15 protein-coding genes are annotated in these 17,394 nt (G+C 50.4%); 11 read left to right on the forward strand and 4 right to left on the reverse strand.

The features are described from left to right. The first annotated feature begins 147 nt into the window (after window positions 1-147). The 3 genes from SIK69_RS20820 to SIK69_RS20830 are packed head-to-tail and all read left to right on the forward strand — an operon-like array spanning window position 148 to window position 4,052. A complete protein-coding gene (locus SIK69_RS20820; protein WP_319786996.1) occupies window positions 148-2,643 on the forward strand; it encodes a 3'-5' exonuclease in 2,496 nt (831 codons plus the stop codon). Window positions 2,644-2,695: 52 nt separating this feature from the next. Next, the gene (locus tag SIK69_RS20825; protein WP_319786997.1) at window positions 2,696-2,941 is read left to right on the forward strand and encodes an excisionase; all 246 of its coding nucleotides are present in this window, start codon (window positions 2,696-2,698) and stop codon (window positions 2,939-2,941) included. Further along, complete coding sequence (locus SIK69_RS20830) at window positions 2,922-4,052, forward strand: site-specific integrase (protein WP_319786998.1); 1,131 nt, start codon at window positions 2,922-2,924, stop codon at window positions 4,050-4,052. Before SIK69_RS20825 ends, SIK69_RS20830 begins: the two co-directional genes overlap by 20 nt. Here the strand turns inward: SIK69_RS20830 and SIK69_RS20835 are convergent. From SIK69_RS20835 to icd, 3 genes are all read right to left on the reverse strand, one after another. Continuing rightward, on the reverse strand, window positions 4,042-4,902 hold the full coding sequence (locus SIK69_RS20835) for a DNA adenine methylase (protein ID WP_319786999.1): 861 nt from the start codon (window positions 4,900-4,902) through the stop codon (window positions 4,042-4,044). The genes SIK69_RS20830 and SIK69_RS20835 overlap by 11 nt on opposite strands. A gap of 75 nt (window positions 4,903-4,977) precedes the next feature. After that, window positions 4,978-6,690: an AAA family ATPase gene (locus SIK69_RS20840; protein WP_319787000.1), complete on the reverse strand. Its 1,713-nt coding sequence runs from the start codon at window positions 6,688-6,690 to the stop codon at window positions 4,978-4,980. A 164-nt stretch (window positions 6,691-6,854) separates the two neighbouring features. After that, window positions 6,855-8,105, reverse strand: coding sequence for an NADP-dependent isocitrate dehydrogenase (gene icd / locus SIK69_RS20845; RefSeq protein ID WP_319630007.1), 1,251 nt, complete (start codon window positions 8,103-8,105; stop codon window positions 6,855-6,857). 205 nt (window positions 8,106-8,310) lie between these two features. On the opposite strand from icd, the gene rluE reads away from it, so the two are divergent. From rluE to SIK69_RS20885, 8 genes are all read left to right on the forward strand, one after another. Further along, window positions 8,311-8,928 (forward strand): 23S rRNA pseudouridine(2457) synthase RluE, encoded by a 618-nt coding sequence (rluE, locus tag SIK69_RS20850; protein ID WP_319787001.1) that lies wholly within the window; start codon window positions 8,311-8,313, stop codon window positions 8,926-8,928. A 13-nt stretch (window positions 8,929-8,941) separates the two neighbouring features. Next, the gene (locus SIK69_RS20855; protein ID WP_319787002.1) at window positions 8,942-9,415 is read left to right on the forward strand and encodes an NUDIX hydrolase; all 474 of its coding nucleotides are present in this window, start codon (window positions 8,942-8,944) and stop codon (window positions 9,413-9,415) included. Window positions 9,416-9,456: 41 nt separating this feature from the next. Then, window positions 9,457-10,563 carry a tRNA 2-thiouridine(34) synthase MnmA gene (mnmA, locus tag SIK69_RS20860; protein WP_319787003.1) on the forward strand — a complete coding sequence of 369 codons (1,107 nt, stop codon included), beginning with the start codon at window positions 9,457-9,459 and terminating at the stop codon, window positions 10,561-10,563. A 31-nt stretch (window positions 10,564-10,594) separates the two neighbouring features. Continuing rightward, window positions 10,595-11,236, forward strand: a complete 642-nt coding sequence (hflD, locus tag SIK69_RS20865) for a high frequency lysogenization protein HflD (RefSeq protein WP_319787004.1) — start codon at window positions 10,595-10,597, stop codon at window positions 11,234-11,236. A 3-nt stretch (window positions 11,237-11,239) separates the two neighbouring features. Continuing rightward, complete coding sequence (purB, locus tag SIK69_RS20870) at window positions 11,240-12,610, forward strand: adenylosuccinate lyase (protein ID WP_319630002.1); 1,371 nt, start codon at window positions 11,240-11,242, stop codon at window positions 12,608-12,610. A gap of 124 nt (window positions 12,611-12,734) precedes the next feature. Beyond that, on the forward strand, window positions 12,735-13,409 hold the full coding sequence (gene phoP, locus SIK69_RS20875; protein WP_319630001.1) for a two-component system response regulator PhoP: 675 nt from the start codon (window positions 12,735-12,737) through the stop codon (window positions 13,407-13,409). Then, window positions 13,406-14,869 (forward strand): two-component system sensor histidine kinase PhoQ, encoded by a 1,464-nt coding sequence (gene phoQ, locus SIK69_RS20880; RefSeq protein WP_319787005.1) that lies wholly within the window; start codon window positions 13,406-13,408, stop codon window positions 14,867-14,869. The genes phoP and phoQ overlap by 4 nt, the downstream gene beginning before the upstream one ends. A gap of 85 nt (window positions 14,870-14,954) precedes the next feature. Continuing rightward, window positions 14,955-16,076: a ribosomal protein uL16 3-hydroxylase gene (locus SIK69_RS20885; RefSeq protein ID WP_319787006.1), complete on the forward strand. Its 1,122-nt coding sequence runs from the start codon at window positions 14,955-14,957 to the stop codon at window positions 16,074-16,076. Between the two features lie 43 nt (window positions 16,077-16,119). On the opposite strand, the gene pepT is transcribed toward SIK69_RS20885, so the two are convergent. Next, the gene (pepT, locus tag SIK69_RS20890; RefSeq protein WP_319629998.1) at window positions 16,120-17,343 is read right to left on the reverse strand and encodes a peptidase T; all 1,224 of its coding nucleotides are present in this window, start codon (window positions 17,341-17,343) and stop codon (window positions 16,120-16,122) included. Between the last annotated feature and the right edge of the window lie 51 nt (window positions 17,344-17,394).

Raw genomic sequence — 17,394 nt, forward strand, 5'->3', positions numbered from 1 at the left:
CCTTAAAAGCACAAAACCCGCGCAAGGCGGGTTGAGTACCCGGTCAGCCGACCAAAGCTTTCCGGAATCGAGTTTTGACCAATGACCACTACCCAAGGCGGCAATCACTAGCTGCGGGTATCTTACAACCAAAATTAAGGACCCGATATGGAATTCTTTCATTTAATCAAGGCAACGCAGAAATCCGGCAAAGAAGATGCCGTTATCTGGTTCACGGCTAAATCAGAAGCACGAGCCAATTTGCAGCTGGATGTAGAGCTGGAAGATGCTGGCATTGAAACCGGCCGGGGCAAGGATTATAGCAAGCCTGTCCGTACCGATTTTCCGGTTTATGACGACCTGCCTGAAGAAAGCACAGTTGATTACTCATGGTGCAAACGCTACGAACTGCAGGACGATGGACGCACCTGGCTGCCAAAGGCTGCTGCTGAGTCAACTGGAGCCGTGGACAACATTGCCGCACCGGAACCGATCGTTAAAGTCGAAACTACCTTCGAGAGTGTTCCGCTTGAAAACCGCACTCCAGCGGTCCGTTTTGCCGTCCACCTGACCAGCGACAAATACCAGTCACATATCACTAAAGAGCAGCAACTGGCTGCCAGCGAAATGTCACTGGATGAAGGCAACACCTATCTCCAGAACCTGCTGCTGGCGAAGAACGACATCCCTGAAGTTGCCGAACTCTGCCTGAACGCAGAGTGGAAACTCGTTCAGGCGATTAAGCAGGTATTCGCGCCAGATGAAGCGCACAAAACTGAAAATATCGCTGCATTCATGGCTGACTGGGCTAAAGCAGATGCCAGCGATCGCAACCAATTAGTGGAAGACTGGTGCAGCGGCAAATTTACCCCTCTGAAATCTGAAAGCACCAGCGACATCGGCGTTATAGCAGTTGAGGATCTTGAACCTGATAACGGTATCCAGATTGACGAGAATGATGACGAAACCACACGTTATCCAGTCGTTCGTATGCCCTTCCGCAAGCAGCTACTCGCCCAGTTCACCGCCGACGAACTACGCTACCACATAACCCGCGAAGAATACGAAGGGATCAGCGCGCTGGAGATGGACACTGACAACAGCTATGTCCAGAACCTGTTGCTTGCGGCAGAAAACTGCGAAGAAGTAAAGGGTTACGATACCAAAGACCTTTGGCGCTATACCGACGCCATTCGCAAGGTGTTCGAACAGGAAAAACGTCACGAACTCGCTTTGGTTCTCCAATTCACCATAATCTGGGCAGAGACTGATTACATTGACCGCGGGCTGCTGGTAAAAGAATGGTCCAATGGAAACCGTGTTTCGTGCATACAGCGTACAGAAAGCGGCGCTAATGCAGGCGGTGGCAACCAGACCGACAGGAATCCCGATCTCAAACACGATCTCGATACGCTTGATTTAGAGATAGCCCTCGCAACGCTACCAATGGATTTCAACATTTACGATATCCCTGGTGGTGTTTTCCGTCGGGCAAAAGAGGTCGTTAGTAAAAAAGAAAGTCCGTTCAAAGAATGGTCTAAAGCTCTTCGTGCAACACCGGGAGTTTTGGATTACTCGCGTGCGGCTATCTTTGCACTTATCCGCAGCGCTCACCCAGAGTATTACCTGTATCCGGCACGTCTCAGCGGCTACATCAACGCTAACCTGACTGAAAGCAATCATTCTGCACCATCAGAAGAAACACTTGTGGCTGCGCGTCATAACCCTGGGGTTAGCTGGACAAACGAGGTAGTAACTGATTCAGCGGTTGAAACTGATGGTCCTGAAGCTAGCGGCAAGAATGAGAAAGCCCAAATCGACGGAGATACGCAGCCGGTTCTCGAAAAAGTTGGCAATGGCCTTTTTTCTATTGAAGGACTGACCACCAGTAACACTACAGCTGACCATGCTAATACCGCGGCGGAGTACGTTGATAATGTGCAGCTGGAAATAATTGGCAATGATGAAATCCCGAACAGTTCTGCGTTATCAGAAGGCCCGGAAGAATCTCTCTCATGCACAAGCGCGACTGAAACTTATAGCAGCACAGCTGCCATAAATAATGATTCCGGTCATCATAACCATGCCGATACTGAACTGCGCTATACACACCTTATGGTCGACATTGAGTCTTTGGGCAAAAAGGCTGATTCACCAATCGTATCTATCGGGGCCGTGTTCTTTGATCCATCTACGGGTAATACCGGTTCGGAATTTTACAAAGTGATTAGCCTAGAATCTTCCATGGCCAGCGGCGGGGTTCCGGATGCATCTACCATAATATTCTGGCTTAAAGCTTCGCCTGAGGCTCGTTCTGAGTTAGTGATGGATGATGCTATTCCGCTCGATGATGCCTTACTGCAGCTAAATGAGTTTATAGCCGAGAATGCGGCTAACGGCCCTGATTCTGTACAGGTCTGGGGGAATGGTGCCACTTATGACAATGTCCTGCTCGAGGCATCTTATGACCGGACGGGAATCCCCTGCCCATGGAAATTCTGGAATAACCGGGATGTAAGAACCATTGTCGAATTGGGTAAAGCGGTTGGCTGCAAGCCTCGCTATGAAATCCCATTTGAGGGAGAACCTCACAAGGCTATTTCGGATGCACTTCATCAGGTCAAATACGTGTCAGTAATCTGGCAGCGTCTGACTGAACACTGATTTTTTAATTTCAGAATATGGCCCTGAAATGGGCCATTATGAGGTAAATCACATGCTTCAAATGCTGACTTTAGAAGAGTGGGCTGCAGAAAAATACCGTAGCAATCCTCCAAGTCTAAGTACTTTACGCAGATACGCTAAAGAGAGCATGTTCACTCCCCCGGCCACAAAAGAAGGAAGATACTGGCGGGTAAGAGAGGACGCCGAGATTACAGGTAATTTGACCCAACCCGTAATAAAAAAATCTGATTCGCCAATGCTTCAAAGGATACTGTCTGATGGCTGCACGACCACGTAAAAACAACGTCAAGATACCTAATCTCTATCCGCTCTACAGTCGGAAGGTAAATAAAATTTACTGGCGCTATAAGCATCCCATTACAGGTAAGTTTCATAGCCTTGGAACTAACGAGACCGAAGCAACAGCAATAGCAATCGAAGCCAATGAGCGACTAGCTGAACAGCGGACCAGGCAGGTTTTGGCTATCAGTGACATGATCGCCACCAGCAAAGGAAAGGCGATAACAACAAATACGTGGTTAGATCGTTATTGGAAAATTCAGGATGAAAGACTGAAGAACGGTGATATCAAGTCGAACACTCATAAGCAAAAGGCTAAACCAGTAGCCCTGCTTCGTGAGAGCGTAGGAATGAAATTGATTTCATCCGTCGATGTTCGGGATGTTGCCCAGATACTGGAGTCCTATGTTGCAGAGGGCCAGCCGAGAATGGCTCAGGTCATACGCTCAGTGTTAATTGATGTGTTCAAAGAAGCACAACATTATGGCGAGGTACCGCCGGGCTATAACCCGGCTCTTGCTACAAAACAACCACGCCGGCGGATTACCCGACAGCGTCTAAACCTCGACGAATGGCAAAAGATTTTCGAGATAGCTGATGCCCGCCATCAATACATGGGCAATGCAATGCTATTGGCACTCGTTACTGGTCAACGTCTTGGGGATATTTCCAACATGAAGTTTAGCGATATTTGGGATGACCATCTTCATGTCGTTCAGCAAAAGACGGGGAGCAAGCTAGCGATCCCCCTATCCCTTAGACTTAACGCGATTGACTGGAGTTTGAGGGATGTAGTTGCGCGTTGCCGTGACTATGCAGTGAGTCCATACCTAATCCACTTCTTCCGGGCAACCTCAATGGCAGAACGTGGAGCGCAGGTGAAGTCTAATACCATAACAATGAATTTCAGTAAGGCTCGTGATAAAGCAGAAATAAATTGGGGAGATGGGACACCAGCAACTTTCCATGAACAACGTTCTTTAGCAGAGCGTCTGTATGAAGCTCAGGGAATCGATACCCAAAAACTTCTGGGACATAAATCGCCTAATCAGACAGCTCGCTATCATGATGACCGTGGAAAAGACTGGTTAAAAGTAACTATAATTTAACTTTTGATGGGTTTGAATCATCTGGAATAGTAATGCTATCACAGAAGAAGATAACTTCAGGCCCTTGATATCTTGACTGAGCACTATAATTTATTCCATATTCCACCTTGCGCAAGCCGGAATACATATCATTTATTTCCTCAGTATTGTCATACGAAACAATCCAAGGATGCATATTATTTTGCTTAATAGTTTTAGCTATACTTAAATGATCTTCATGGCCGTAGTGGTTTTGGTACAACCCTTTACCTTTAACGTAATAAGGAGGGTCAAGATAAATCAACGTATCTTTCTTGAATTTGGAAACTACAGTATCAAGAAATAACTTTGCATCTTGATTGTAAATATGAATATTGGCTTTTTTAGAAGCGATAATGTTAATTCTATTAATCAGATCAGGTTTGTTAAATCTTGCATCAAGCTTCCATTTCCCAGATTGTTCTTTTCCACCAATCACGCCACCAAGTAAAATACCTGAGCGGTTAGTTCGATTTAGGAAAAACGTAGCAAATCCAATCTCAAGTGCTGAGTAGTTAGCCTGATTAGCAATAATATCTTTGTTTTTATACCACTCAACCATAGTTACAGGCGTTGAGTCAATTAAAGAGCAAAATCCTTCTGTTTCCTCTAAAATTGAATGCCAAAAACAATAGATTGCAGTGTTTAAATCATTCAAATGAACGTTCGTTGCTTTACCCGCTAAAAGCAAATTGATAGCCACCCCCGCACCACCAGCGTACGGTTCTACGTAATCACAACCATTTAACCCATTGATATCAATGAGTTTCAATATGTAATTAGTCAATTTTCCTTTGCCACCAGGGTAGCGTAAAGGGGTAGTAAATCTCATTTCAAAGCATCCTGACTTCCAAACTACTGTACATAATACCACGTTATGGGACGATAAGGTATAGACGCTATCATTTCACTTAACGACGATGTTTTTTACTTTAGAAGTTTCAACACCTAGCTCCTCTCCTATTACAAAGCGAAGGGATTCGATCAAGCTCACATTAAATTTATCTACTAATTTTTCATTCTCTGGATCTACTGCCCAACGTCTATATGGATTGTATTTAACCCCACCTGATTTTACAAGATCTTGAAAAGTCTGTTCAAGAACGAAAGATTTAAATAGATCTCTCAGTTTAACACCATTAGAAACTTGTTTGTTTTTTGAAGAGATTTTATCTTTTAAAATGATATTCTCCTCTGTTAAATTTAACGCCCGAATAATTTTATCAGCAACCTCATGAAAATAATTTTTCGTATATCTTAAATCATTTTTCCAGAAATAATCAGAGGCATCTAAATTATACAGGTATTCAAAAATAAGTTGATCTGGTGGTAAATCTGTAGGCAATGTAACAACATTTTCATAACCTTTATTCTTCACATCACCATCAAGAACTATCACAGCTGACTTATAAAAACCCGGTACTTTTTTCTTCAACAATTGTAAGTAGTTCTCGCAACCCAATGTCACATCTTTATGAAGATTGAGCAACTTATTTATATCCCGTCGCGTGACTATTGCTGTAAAGAAATCGTAGTTTTCTTTATCTTCAAAAAACACATTTGTCCTTTGCTGTATTTCTTTATTATTTAACTTAAGTGTCTCATTATATAAATCAAGTTTAATATCGACCCAAGAGTAATCCTCTTTGACTTCAAGCTTTCCGTAGGTATTAGTCAAGTAAGCTATTTTGTAGTTTTTACTATCATTTTTACTATATTCTGCAACTCTATTTATTACTTCAGGAGAATGGGTGGTAAATACTACTTGTAGATCAAGCTCTTTTGTTAAAGAAGCTAACCTTTCAATCAACCTCCTTTGTGCCGCAGGGAATAAACCAGCATCAATCTCGTCAATCAATAAAATACCGCCATGGTAATCAGGGTATTCAATTTTGAGCTTTTTGAAAGAAAAAATTGCTTGTAAGATTTGACCTAGATTGTCTTCACCAACTGAAACTGACTGATGATCATATTTATTCCCACTTACTACCATTGAATTAATGGTCCCGTTAGTTTTAGTGAGATTATTGACATTTCTTAGCCCTAAAATATAAGAACTTTGACTTATAAACTCGCTCTTATTTTTTTCCATATAAGAATCAATATTTGATACATTATATTTCTGCCTATCAGGCACTGGAGTAAGTCTCTTCATACTCAAGTAAATTAAGGGGTGTGTAACTTTACGACTATCACTGGCACCATTCGTTGTTGTGTTATTACGAACCGTTGCTCTTGCTGAAGAGTGGTTACTTCGTAAATACAAGCCCAACTTAAGTTTGTCCAACTCTTTATCTTCAGCGCCATCGTATATTACGACATCCACATCCATCGAACTTGGCGTGTCATGACGACTAGATAAACGAAAATGTTCACTAAATTGAGAGGAAAATGCCTTTCCTGCCAGAGTGTTATAACCTTTTAAATCAACTGCTGGTTGCTTAGTGTAATCCGTCTCAAAATTGAACATTTGGGCAGCTATACCAAGGATAGTGGATTTGGAAGTTCCATTTTTTCCACAAATAGCTGTAATCCTCTCGCCGAAATTCACAGTACAGTCATTTAAACCTCGAAAGCTGATTATATTAATCTTTTTTATTTTCGTGATGTTATTGGACATGTATCCCTCGTCCCAATTAATCAAGTCAAAATGGTTAATAAAAATGCTATCACGAGGACAGGATTTTGATAACTTTTTTTGATAAACTTTTGATAACCGTTCGAAAACTAATAATAAAAACGGGAACCAATCGGCTCCCGTTCTTTACTAACCCAGCGAGTAGATTACATGTTCGCGATGATCGCGTCACCAAACTCTGAACATTTCAGCAGCTTAGCGCCTTCCATCAGACGTTCGAAGTCATAGGTCACGGTCTTGGCAGCGATTGCGCCTTCCATGCCTTTAACAATCAGGTCTGCGGCTTCGAACCATTCCATATGACGGAGCATCATTTCTGCTGACAGAATGACGGAACCTGGGTTCACTTTGTCCTGACCGGCGTATTTAGGTGCAGTGCCGTGGGTAGCTTCGAACAGGGCGCATTCGTCGCCAATGTTCGCACCTGGTGCGATACCGATACCGCCAACCTGTGCCGCCAGGGCATCAGAAATGTAGTCCCCGTTCAGGTTCATACAGGCGATAACGTCGTATTCAGCCGGACGCAGCAGGATCTGCTGCAGGAAGGCATCGGCGATCACATCTTTAATGATGATCTCTTTGCCGGTGTTCGGGTTCTTGATTTTCTGCCACGGGCCGCCGTCGATCAGCTCACCGCCGAACTCTTCTTTCGCCAGCTGGTAACCCCAGTCTTTGAAAGCGCCTTCGGTGAACTTCATGATGTTGCCTTTGTGAACAATGGTCACAGAATCACGGTCGTTGGTGATTGCGTACTCAATCGCGGCACGAACCAGACGCTTGGTGCCTTCTTCAGAGCACGGCTTGATGCCGATCCCGCAGTGTTCAGGGAAGCGAATTTTCTTCACACCCATCTCTTCCCGCAGGAATTTGATGACTTTCTCAGCGTCGGCAGAGTCAGCTTTCCACTCGATGCCCGCGTAGATGTCTTCAGAGTTTTCACGGAAGATAACCATGTCGGTCAGTTCCGGATGTTTAACCGGGCTTGGGGTGCCCTGGTAGTAACGTACCGGGCGCAGGCAGACGTACAGGTCCAGCTCCTGGCGCAGGGCTACGTTCAGAGAACGGATACCGCCACCAACGGGTGTGGTCAGCGGGCCTTTGATGGCAACGCGGTAATCACGAATCAGATCCAGCGTCTCAGCTGGCAGCCAGACGTCCTGGCCGTACAATTTGGTGGATTTTTCCCCGGTGTAAATTTCCATCCACGAAATTTTACGCTCGCCTTTATAGGCTTTCTCAACGGCGGCATTCACCACTTTGATCATCGGCGGAGTCACGTCGACACCGATGCCATCACCTTCAATGAAAGGGATAATCGGGTTGTGAGGGACGTTCAGTTTGCCGTTTTGCAGGGTGATCTTTTGGCCTTCCGCCGGAACAACTACTTTGCTTTCCATTAACCTCTCCTTCGAGCGCTTCTGGTGACTGCTCGTGCCTTTCGTGTCCTGGGTAACGTTGCTGCCCGGCAACGCGAATCAGTGTGAGCAATATTTTTTGTTAATGATTTGTAATGAGCTAGTTGATACTACCTGAATGTTGGGTTCCATGAAAGGTCTTCGTAATTAGGCTATAATGCGGTAATTGACCCAGCCTGAAAATACCATGACGAAAACTTCTTTTAGAAATCACCGCCTTAAGCGATTCAGCTCACAACAAGCTTCCAGACAACGCAAAGAAAGCCAACCAAAACGGGTGATTTTGTTCAATAAACCCTACGATGTTTTGCCGCAGTTCACCGACGAAGCCGGGCGCAGCACGCTGAAAGATTTTATCGACGTTCAGGGCGTGTATGCCGCTGGCCGTCTTGACCGCGATAGCGAAGGCCTGCTGGTGTTAACCAATGATGGCGCGCTCCAGGCGCAGCTCACGCAGCCGGGTAAGCGGACCGGCAAAATATACTTTGTGCAGGTGGAAGGCGAGCCGGACGAGACAGCGCTGGATTCACTGCGCAAAGGTGTTACCCTCAACGATGGCCCGACATTGCCTGCGGGTATTGAACGGGTGGAAGAACCTGACTGGCTCTGGCCGCGCAATCCCCCCATTCGTGAACGCAAAGCGATTCCCACCACTTGGCTGAAAGTCACGCTTTACGAAGGGCGTAATCGTCAGGTGCGTCGCATGACTGCGCATGTGGGCTACCCTACCCTGCGCCTGATCCGCTACGCGATGGGCAATTACACCCTCGATAATCTCGCTAACGGCCAGTGGCGAGATGCCTGAAAAAGGAAGCCACATGTTTAAACCCCACGTCACCGTCGCCTGCGTCGTTCACGCCAAAGGTAAGTTTCTGATTGTCGAAGAAACCGTTAACGGCAAAGCCACGTGGAACCAGCCTGCCGGGCATCTGGAAGCGGATGAAACCCTGGTTCAGGCCGCTGAGCGCGAGCTATGGGAAGAGACCGGCATTCGCGCCACGCCGCAGCATTTGATTCGCATGCATCAATGGATCGCCCCGGACAATACGCCGTTCCTGCGCTTTCTGTTTGCCATTGAACTCGACGCCGTTTGCGCTACCGAACCGCACGATGACGACATCGACCGCTGCCTGTGGCTGAGCGCGGAAGAGATCCTCACCGCCTGTCATTTGCGTTCGCCGTTGGTGGCAGAAAGCATCCGCTGCTGGCAGAGCGGACAACGTCTGCCGCTGGAAATCATTGGCGAATTTAACTGGCCATTCACAAAGGGTGTCAACACCGGGGCTGCGTGATAGAATATGCCGCCTTGAAGTTCAATGTCGTGAGTATTCCAATGTCAGAAAGCCCAAAAAAAGTGATCGTCGGCATGTCCGGCGGTGTCGATTCCTCCGTTTCTGCTTACCTGCTGCAACAGCAAGGTTATAAAGTAGAAGGCCTGTTCATGAAGAACTGGGAAGAGGACGACGGCGAGGAATATTGTACTGCCGCTGCCGATCTGGCTGATGCGCAGGCCGTGTGTGACAAACTCGGCATTGAGCTGCACACCGTCAACTTTGCCGCAGAATACTGGGATAACGTCTTTGAGCTGTTCCTCGAAGAGTATAAAGCTGGCCGCACGCCAAACCCGGATATTCTGTGCAACAAAGAGATCAAATTCAAAGCCTTCCTCGAGTTCGCGGCTGAAGATTTAGGTGCCGATTTCATCGCCACCGGCCACTACGTGCGCCGCGCCGACGTGAACGGCAAAAGCCAGCTTCTGCGCGGCCTCGACAGCAATAAAGACCAGAGCTATTTCCTCTATACCCTGAGCCATGAACAAATCGCGCAAAGCCTGTTCCCGGTGGGTGAGTTAGAAAAGCCTGAAGTTCGCCGCATTGCGGAAGAGCTCGATCTCATTACTGCCAAGAAAAAAGACTCCACCGGTATTTGCTTTATCGGCGAGCGCAAATTCCGTGATTTCCTGGGTCGCTACCTGCCTGCCCAGCCAGGCAAAATCGTTACCGTTGACGGCGACGTGATCGGTGAGCACCAGGGTCTGATGTATCACACCCTCGGGCAGCGTAAAGGTTTAGGGATTGGTGGCACCAAAGACGGCAGCGAAGAGCCGTGGTACACCGTCGATAAAGATGTCGAAAATAATATTCTGGTGGTGGCGCAGGGACATGATCACCCGCGCCTGATGTCCGTCGGCCTGATTGCCCAACAGCTCCATTGGGTGGATCGTGAAGCACTGACCGGCACCCTGCGCTGCACGGTGAAAACCCGCTATCGCCAGACCGACATTCCGTGCACCGTTACCGCACTGGATGAAGACCGTATTGAGGTTCGCTTTGACGAGCCTGTTTCAGCCGTAACGCCTGGCCAGTCCGCCGTGTTCTACAGCGGTGAAGTGTGCCTCGGCGGCGGCATTATCGAACAGCGCCTGCCGCTGCCGGTTTAAGACGCAGACTGCACACAGAAAGGAGCTTTGAGTGGCGAAGAATTATTACGATATCACGCTGGCACTGGCAGGCATTTGCCAGTCTGCCCGCCTGGTTCAGCAGCTGGCGCATCAGGGTCATTGCGATAACGATGCGCTGCACGTGGCGCTGAACAGCGTTATCGATCTTAACCCGGACTCCACTCTGGGCGTGTTCGGTGGCAGTGAAGCCAATCTTCGCCTCGGTCTGGAAACGCTGCTCGGCGTGCTGAATGCCAGCAGTCGTCAGGGCCTCAACGCAGAACTGACGCGCTACACCTTAAGTCTGATGGTGCTCGAACGTAAGCTCTCTTCCGCCAAAGGCGCAATGGACACCCTGGGCGATCGCATCGCCGGGCTTCAGCGCCAGCTCGATCATTTTGATTTGCAGTCTGAGACGCTGCTGAGCGCGATGGCGGCGATTTATGTCGATGTTATCAGCCCACTGGGCCCACGTATCCAGGTCACAGGCTCCCCTGCCGTGCTGCAAAGTCCGCAGGTGCAGGCCAAAGTTCGCGCCGGTTTACTGGCCGGGATCCGTGCCGCCGTGCTGTGGCACCAGGTTGGCGGTGGCCGTCTGCAGCTTATGTTTTCCCGTAATCGCCTGACCACTCAGGCTAAACAAATTCTTGCTCATATAACTCCGGAGTTGTGATCTATGGAATTATCCTCACTGACCGCCGTTTCCCCTGTCGATGGACGCTACGGCGATAAAGTCAGCGCGCTGCGCGGCATTTTCAGCGAATTTGGTTTGCTGAAATTCCGTGTGCAGGTTGAAGTTCGTTGGCTGCAAAAGTTGGCCGCGCACACAGCTGTCAAGGAAGTTCCAGCTTTTGCTGCCGACGCAAACGGTTTCCTCGATAAAATCATCGCCGATTTTAACGAAGAAGACGCCGCGCGAATCAAAACCATCGAGCGCACCACCAATCACGACGTGAAAGCAGTTGAATACTTCCTGAAAGAAAAAGTGGCTGAGGTCCCGGCCCTGCACGCGGTGTCCGAGTTTATTCACTTCGCCTGCACCTCTGAAGATATCAACAATCTCTCCCACGCGCTGATGCTGAAAACCGCCCGTGACGAAGTGGTGCTGCCTTACTGGCGCAAGCTTATCGACGCGGTGAAAGACCTGGCGGTGCAGTATCGCGATATTCCGCTGCTCTCCCGTACCCACGGTCAGCCTGCGACGCCATCCACCATGGGTAAAGAGATGGCTAACGTCGCTTACCGTCTGGAGCGTCAATATCGTCAGCTGAACCAGGTTGAGATCCTCGGCAAAATTAACGGCGCGGTCGGCAACTATAACGCCCACATCGCCGCGTACCCGGAAGTGGACTGGCACCAGTTCAGTGAAGAATTCGTGACGTCGCTGGGCATTCAGTGGAACCCGTACACCACTCAGATCGAACCACACGACTACATTGCCGAACTGTTCGACTGTGTCGCGCGCTTCAACACCATTCTGATCGACTTCGACCGCGACGTTTGGGGCTATGTGGCGCTGAACCACTTCAAGCAAAAAACCATCGCCGGTGAAATCGGGTCGTCCACTATGCCGCACAAAGTGAACCCGATTGACTTCGAAAACTCCGAAGGCAACCTCGGCCTGTCCAACGCCGTGCTGCAACATCTGGCCAGCAAACTGCCGGTCTCCCGCTGGCAGCGTGACCTCACCGACTCCACCGTGCTGCGTAACCTCGGCGTCGGCCTGGGCTATGCGCTGATCGCCTATCAGTCGACCCTGAAAGGGGTGAGCAAGCTGGAAGTCAACCGCGACCGTCTGCTGGAAGAGCTGGACCACAACTGGGAAGTGCTGGCGGAGCCGATTCAGACCGTAATGCGTCGCTACGGCATCGAGAAGCCTTACGAGAAGCTGAAAGAACTGACTCGCGGTAAGCGCGTTGATGCCGAAGGCATGAAGCAGTTCATCGACGGTCTGGCCCTGCCGGAACACGAGAAAGCCCGTCTGAAAGAGATGACTCCGGCGAACTACATTGGTCGTGCGACCACCATGGTTGACGAACTCAAGTAAGTTACCCTTCCTCTCTTCCCGCCCGGGAAGAGAGGTCTCCTCCCCCGGTTTACGCAATGTTTATCCCCAGCGCCCCATAATCACGTTAAACTATTCAAATCGTAAATGAAAAGGGAGCAGAGCCATGCGCGTACTCGTCGTGGAAGACAACGCCCTGTTGCGTCACCATTTAAAAGTCCAGCTCCAGGAACTGGGCCATCAGGTTGATGCCGCAGAAGACGCAAAGGAAGCGGATTACTATCTGGGTGAACATGTGCCGGACATCGCGATTGTCGATTTGGGCCTGCCGGATGAAGATGGCCTGTCGATGATCCGTCGCTGGCGTAGCAATGATGTCTCTCTCCCGGTGCTGGTGTTGACCGCGCGTGAAGGCTGGCAGGACAAAGTCGAAGTGCTGAGCGCCGGAGCCGACGACTATGTCACCAAGCCATTCCATATCGAAGAAGTGGTGGCCCGGATGCAGGCGCTCCTGCGTCGCAACAGTGGCCTGGCCTCACAGCTGATCTCCCTTCCCCCGTTCCAGGTCGATCTCTCGCGCCGCGAGCTGTCGGTGAATGGCGAAGTCATCAAACTGACCGCCTTTGAATACACCATTATGGAAACGCTGATTCGCAACAACGGCAAAGTCGTCAGTAAGGATTCGCTGATGCTGCAACTCTACCCTGATGCGGAGCTGCGCGAGAGCCACACCATCGATGTGCTGATGGGACGCCTGCGCAAGAAAATTCAGGCGCAGCATCCGCAGGATGTGATCACCACCGTGCGCGGCCAGGGCTATCTTTTCGAACTACGTGGATGAAACGGATGCTGAGGCATTTTTTCCCGCTTTCGCTGCGGGTCCGCTTTCTGCTGGCGACCGCCGCGGTGGTGCTGGTGTTATCGTTGGCCTACGGGATGGTGGCGCTGGTCGGCTATAGCGTCAGCTTCGACAAAACCACCTTCCGTCTGCTGCGGGGTGAAAGCAACCTGTTTTATACCCTGGCCAGCTGGGAAAATAACAAAATCAGCGTTGATATCCCTGACAACCTCAATCTGCAAAGCCCGACGATGGCGCTGATCTATGACAAAAATGGCAAACTGATGTGGATGCAGCGTGACCTGCCGTGGCTGGTGAAGCGTATTCAACCGGAATGGCTGAAAGCTAACGGTTTCCACGAAATCGAAGCGGATGTCAGCGCATCGAGTATGCTGCTGCATAACGATCATGAGACTCTGCAAAAGCTCAATGAACTTCGCCAGCAGGATGACGACTCCGAGATGACCCATTCGGTGGCGGTGAATATTTACCCGGCGAGGGAAAACTTACCGCAGATGACCATCGTTGTCGTCGATACCATCCCGATCGAGCTGAAACGCTCGTACATGGTGTGGAGCTGGTTTATCTACGTCCTGGCGGCGAACCTGCTGCTGGTCATTCCGCTGCTGTGGGTGGCGGCATGGTGGAGCCTGCGCCCTATCGAGTCGCTGTCGAAAGAGGTGCGCGAACTGGAAGAGCATCACCGCGACACGCTCAACCCGGAAACCACCCGCGAACTGACCAACCTGGTGCAGAATCTCAACCGGCTGCTGAAAAGCGAGCGCGATCGTTACGATAAATACCGCACCACCCTGACTGACCTCACCCACAGCCTTAAGACCCCGCTGGCGGTGCTGCAAAGTACCCTGCGTTCACTGCGCGGCAACAAGCTCAGCGTGGAGGACGCCGAACCGGTGATGCTGGAGCAAATCAGCCGTATTTCGCAGCAAATTGGCTACTATCTGCATCGTGCCAGTATGCGCAGCGACAGCATGTTACTCAGCCGCGAGCTGCATCCGGTGGCCCCCCTGCTCGACAGCCTGACCTCGGCGCTAAACAAAGTCTATCAGCGTAAAGGGGTCAACATTACGCTCGATATTTCCCCTGAAATCAGCTTTGTCGGCGAACAAAACGACTTTATGGAAGTGTTGGGCAACGTGCTGGATAACGCCTGTAAATATTGCCTCGAATTCGTGGAAGTGTCGGCCCGCCAAATGGACGATGATCTGCACATTATCGTCGAGGATGACGGCCCCGGCATTCCACAGAGCAAACGGGATCTGGTGTTTGACCGTGGCCAGCGGGCGGATACGCTGCGTCCGGGCCAGGGCGTGGGGCTTTCCGTTGCCCGTGAAATCGTCGATCAGTACCACGGTAAAATACTCCCGGGCGACAGTCCACTTGGCGGCGCGAAGATGGAAGTGATTTTTGGCAGGCAGCATCCGGAAAGCAAAGAGTCTTAAGTCACTTATTTTGTTGTTCGCTGCATCACGCGACGGCAGCTTCCGTTATACTGCCAACAGAAACCTGCCTGTGGAATAAAACATTATGGATTATCACTTATCGCTCAACTGGCCCGACTTTATCGAACGCTACTGGCAAAAACGCCCGGTGGTGCTCAAGCGCGGCTTTACTGACTTTGTCGACCCTATCTCGCCGGATGAACTGGCGGGACTGGCCATGGAAGATGAAGTGGACAGTCGTCTGGTCAGTCATCACGAGGGCAAATGGCAGGTCAGTCACGGGCCGTTCCAGAGCTACGATCATCTGAGTGAAAACAACTGGTCGCTGCTGGTCCAGGCGGTAAACCACTGGCATGAGCCGACCGCGGCGCTGATGCGTCCGTTCCGCGCTCTGCCCGACTGGCGCATTGACGATCTGATGATCTCGTTCTCGGTGCCCGGGGGTGGCGTCGGTCCGCATCTCGATCAGTACGACGTGTTTATCATTCAGGGTACCGGCCGCCGTCGCTGGCGGGTGGGCGATAAGGTGCCAATGAAGCAGCACTGTCCGCACCCGGATCTGCTTCAGGTCGACCCTTTCGAGGCCATCATTGATGAAGAGATGGAGCCAGGGGATATCCTCTATATTCCGCCTGGCTTCCCGCATGAAGGCTACTCGCTGGAAAACTCGCTGAACTATTCAGTCGGTTTCCGCGCCCCGAGCGGCAAGGAGCTGATCAGCGGTTTTGCCGATTACGTGTTACAGCGCGAACTGGGCACTCATCGCTATACGGACCCTGACGTGCCTGCCCGCGAACACCCGGCAGACATCGTGCCGCAGGAGCTCGATAAACTGCGCGAGATGATGCTGGAGATGATCGGCCAGCCAGAACACTTCAACCAGTGGTTCGGCGAGTTTATCAGCCAGACGCGTCATGAGCTGGATGTCTCCCCACCGGAGCCGCCATATCAGGCCGATGAAATCTATGATGCGCTACAACAGGGTGACAAACTGGTGCGCCTCGGCGGCCTGCGCGTGCTGCGTATAAACGGGGACGTGTTTGTGAATGGGGAGAAGATTGACTCGCCGCACCGCCCGGCCCTGGAAGCGCTGGCGAGCCATATTGAGCTGAACGCTGAACATTTTGGCGATGCGCTGGAAGATCCGTCTTTTCTCGCGATGATTTCTGCTCTGGTTAACAGCGGCTACTGGTTCTTCGAAGACTAGTTGCGATTAGCCCGGCGGCACTGCGCCACCGGGCAATATACGACTACTTTCTCGCGGTTAACTCCGCTATCCGCACAATCACTTTCACCGCTTTCTCCATCCCTTCCAGCGTCACAAACTCGTGTTTACCGTGGTAGTTATAACCGCCGGTAAAAATGTTCGGACACGGCAATCCCATGAAGGAAAGCTGCGAGCCGTCGGTGCCGCCGCGGATCGGTTTCATCAGCGGTTCGATATCACAATCACGCATCGCCTGCTGCGCTATCTCAATGATATGCGGATGCTCCATCACCTTTTCATGCATGTTGTAGTAGCTGTCCTCAATGATCAGCTCAATGTAGCAATCCGGGTGCAGGCCTTTGCCGACCTTTTTGGCGATTTCCATCATCTTGCGCTTGCGGGCTTCAAACTGTTTACGGTCGAAATCACGGACGATGTAGTGCATCTGTGCGCTGTCGACGGTGCCTTTGATGCTGGTCAGATGGAAGAAACCGTCGTAGCCTTCGGTTTGTTCCGGACTCTCTTCAGCGGGCACTTCGGCATGAATTCGGGCCGCCAGCGACAGGGCATTCACCATCACCCCTTTGGCACTGCCCGGATGCACGTTATTGCCAACGATTTTGATGGTCACCGACGCGGCATTGAAGTTTTCATACTCCAGTTCGCCCACGCCGCCGCCGTCGACGGTATACGCCCATTGGGCATCAAAGGCCGCGACGTCAAAATGCTTCGCGCCCTTGCCCACTTCTTCATCCGGGGTGAATGCCACGCGAATGTCGCCGTGCGGGGTGTTGTTGGCCTTCATCACCGCCAGCGCGGTCATGATTTCTGCCACACCGGCTTTATCATCAGCTCCAAGCAAGGTTTTGCCGTCGGTGGTAATCAGCGTCTGCCCAAGTAGCTGATGCAGCACCGGGAACATCACCGGGGACAGCACTTCATCGCCAATGCCCAGCGCGATATCGCCGCCGCGGTACTTTTCGACAATCTGCGGATTGACGTTCTTTCCGCTAAAATCCGGTGAAGTATCGACGTGAGAAATGAATCCAATGGCGGGGATCTCACCGTCAACATTGGCCGGTAACGTACCCATCACCGTACCTTTTTCGCTCAGGGTGACGTTGACCAGCCCCAATTCTTCGAGCTGCTCTTTGAGCAAGCGTAACAATTTCCACTGTCCCTCGGTGCTCGGCACCTGACGCACGCCAGGCTTCGACTGCGTATCCAGAGAAACGTACTGCAAAAAACGCTCAAGTAATTTATCCATGTCGTCGCCCTCATTATTTGTGCCAACATTATCAGGAAGCACCGATCCCTA

Source organism: Scandinavium lactucae, from assembly GCF_033843265.1.
GTDB lineage: Bacteria > Pseudomonadota > Gammaproteobacteria > Enterobacterales > Enterobacteriaceae > Scandinavium > Scandinavium lactucae.

What these genes read in the sequence shown, in the direction of transcription:
- SIK69_RS20820 (WP_319786996.1), top strand. Translation starts at nt 148, where the DNA reads ATGGAATTCTTTCATTTAATCAAGGCAACGCAGAAATCCGGCAAAGAA.
- SIK69_RS20825 (WP_319786997.1), top strand. Translation starts at nt 2,696, where the DNA reads ATGCTTCAAATGCTGACTTTAGAAGAGTGGGCTGCAGAAAAATACCGT.
- SIK69_RS20830 (WP_319786998.1), top strand. Translation starts at nt 2,922, where the DNA reads ATGGCTGCACGACCACGTAAAAACAACGTCAAGATACCTAATCTCTAT.
- SIK69_RS20835 (WP_319786999.1), bottom strand. Translation starts at nt 4,902, where the DNA reads ATGAGATTTACTACCCCTTTACGCTACCCTGGTGGCAAAGGAAAATTG.
- SIK69_RS20840 (WP_319787000.1), bottom strand. Translation starts at nt 6,690, where the DNA reads ATGTCCAATAACATCACGAAAATAAAAAAGATTAATATAATCAGCTTT.
- icd (WP_319630007.1), bottom strand. Translation starts at nt 8,105, where the DNA reads ATGGAAAGCAAAGTAGTTGTTCCGGCGGAAGGCCAAAAGATCACCCTG.
- rluE (WP_319787001.1), top strand. Translation starts at nt 8,311, where the DNA reads ATGACGAAAACTTCTTTTAGAAATCACCGCCTTAAGCGATTCAGCTCA.
- SIK69_RS20855 (WP_319787002.1), top strand. Translation starts at nt 8,942, where the DNA reads ATGTTTAAACCCCACGTCACCGTCGCCTGCGTCGTTCACGCCAAAGGT.
- mnmA (WP_319787003.1), top strand. Translation starts at nt 9,457, where the DNA reads ATGTCAGAAAGCCCAAAAAAAGTGATCGTCGGCATGTCCGGCGGTGTC.
- purB (WP_319630002.1), top strand. Translation starts at nt 11,240, where the DNA reads ATGGAATTATCCTCACTGACCGCCGTTTCCCCTGTCGATGGACGCTAC.
- phoP (WP_319630001.1), top strand. Translation starts at nt 12,735, where the DNA reads ATGCGCGTACTCGTCGTGGAAGACAACGCCCTGTTGCGTCACCATTTA.
- phoQ (WP_319787005.1), top strand. Translation starts at nt 13,406, where the DNA reads ATGAAACGGATGCTGAGGCATTTTTTCCCGCTTTCGCTGCGGGTCCGC.
- SIK69_RS20885 (WP_319787006.1), top strand. Translation starts at nt 14,955, where the DNA reads ATGGATTATCACTTATCGCTCAACTGGCCCGACTTTATCGAACGCTAC.
- pepT (WP_319629998.1), bottom strand. Translation starts at nt 17,343, where the DNA reads ATGGATAAATTACTTGAGCGTTTTTTGCAGTACGTTTCTCTGGATACG.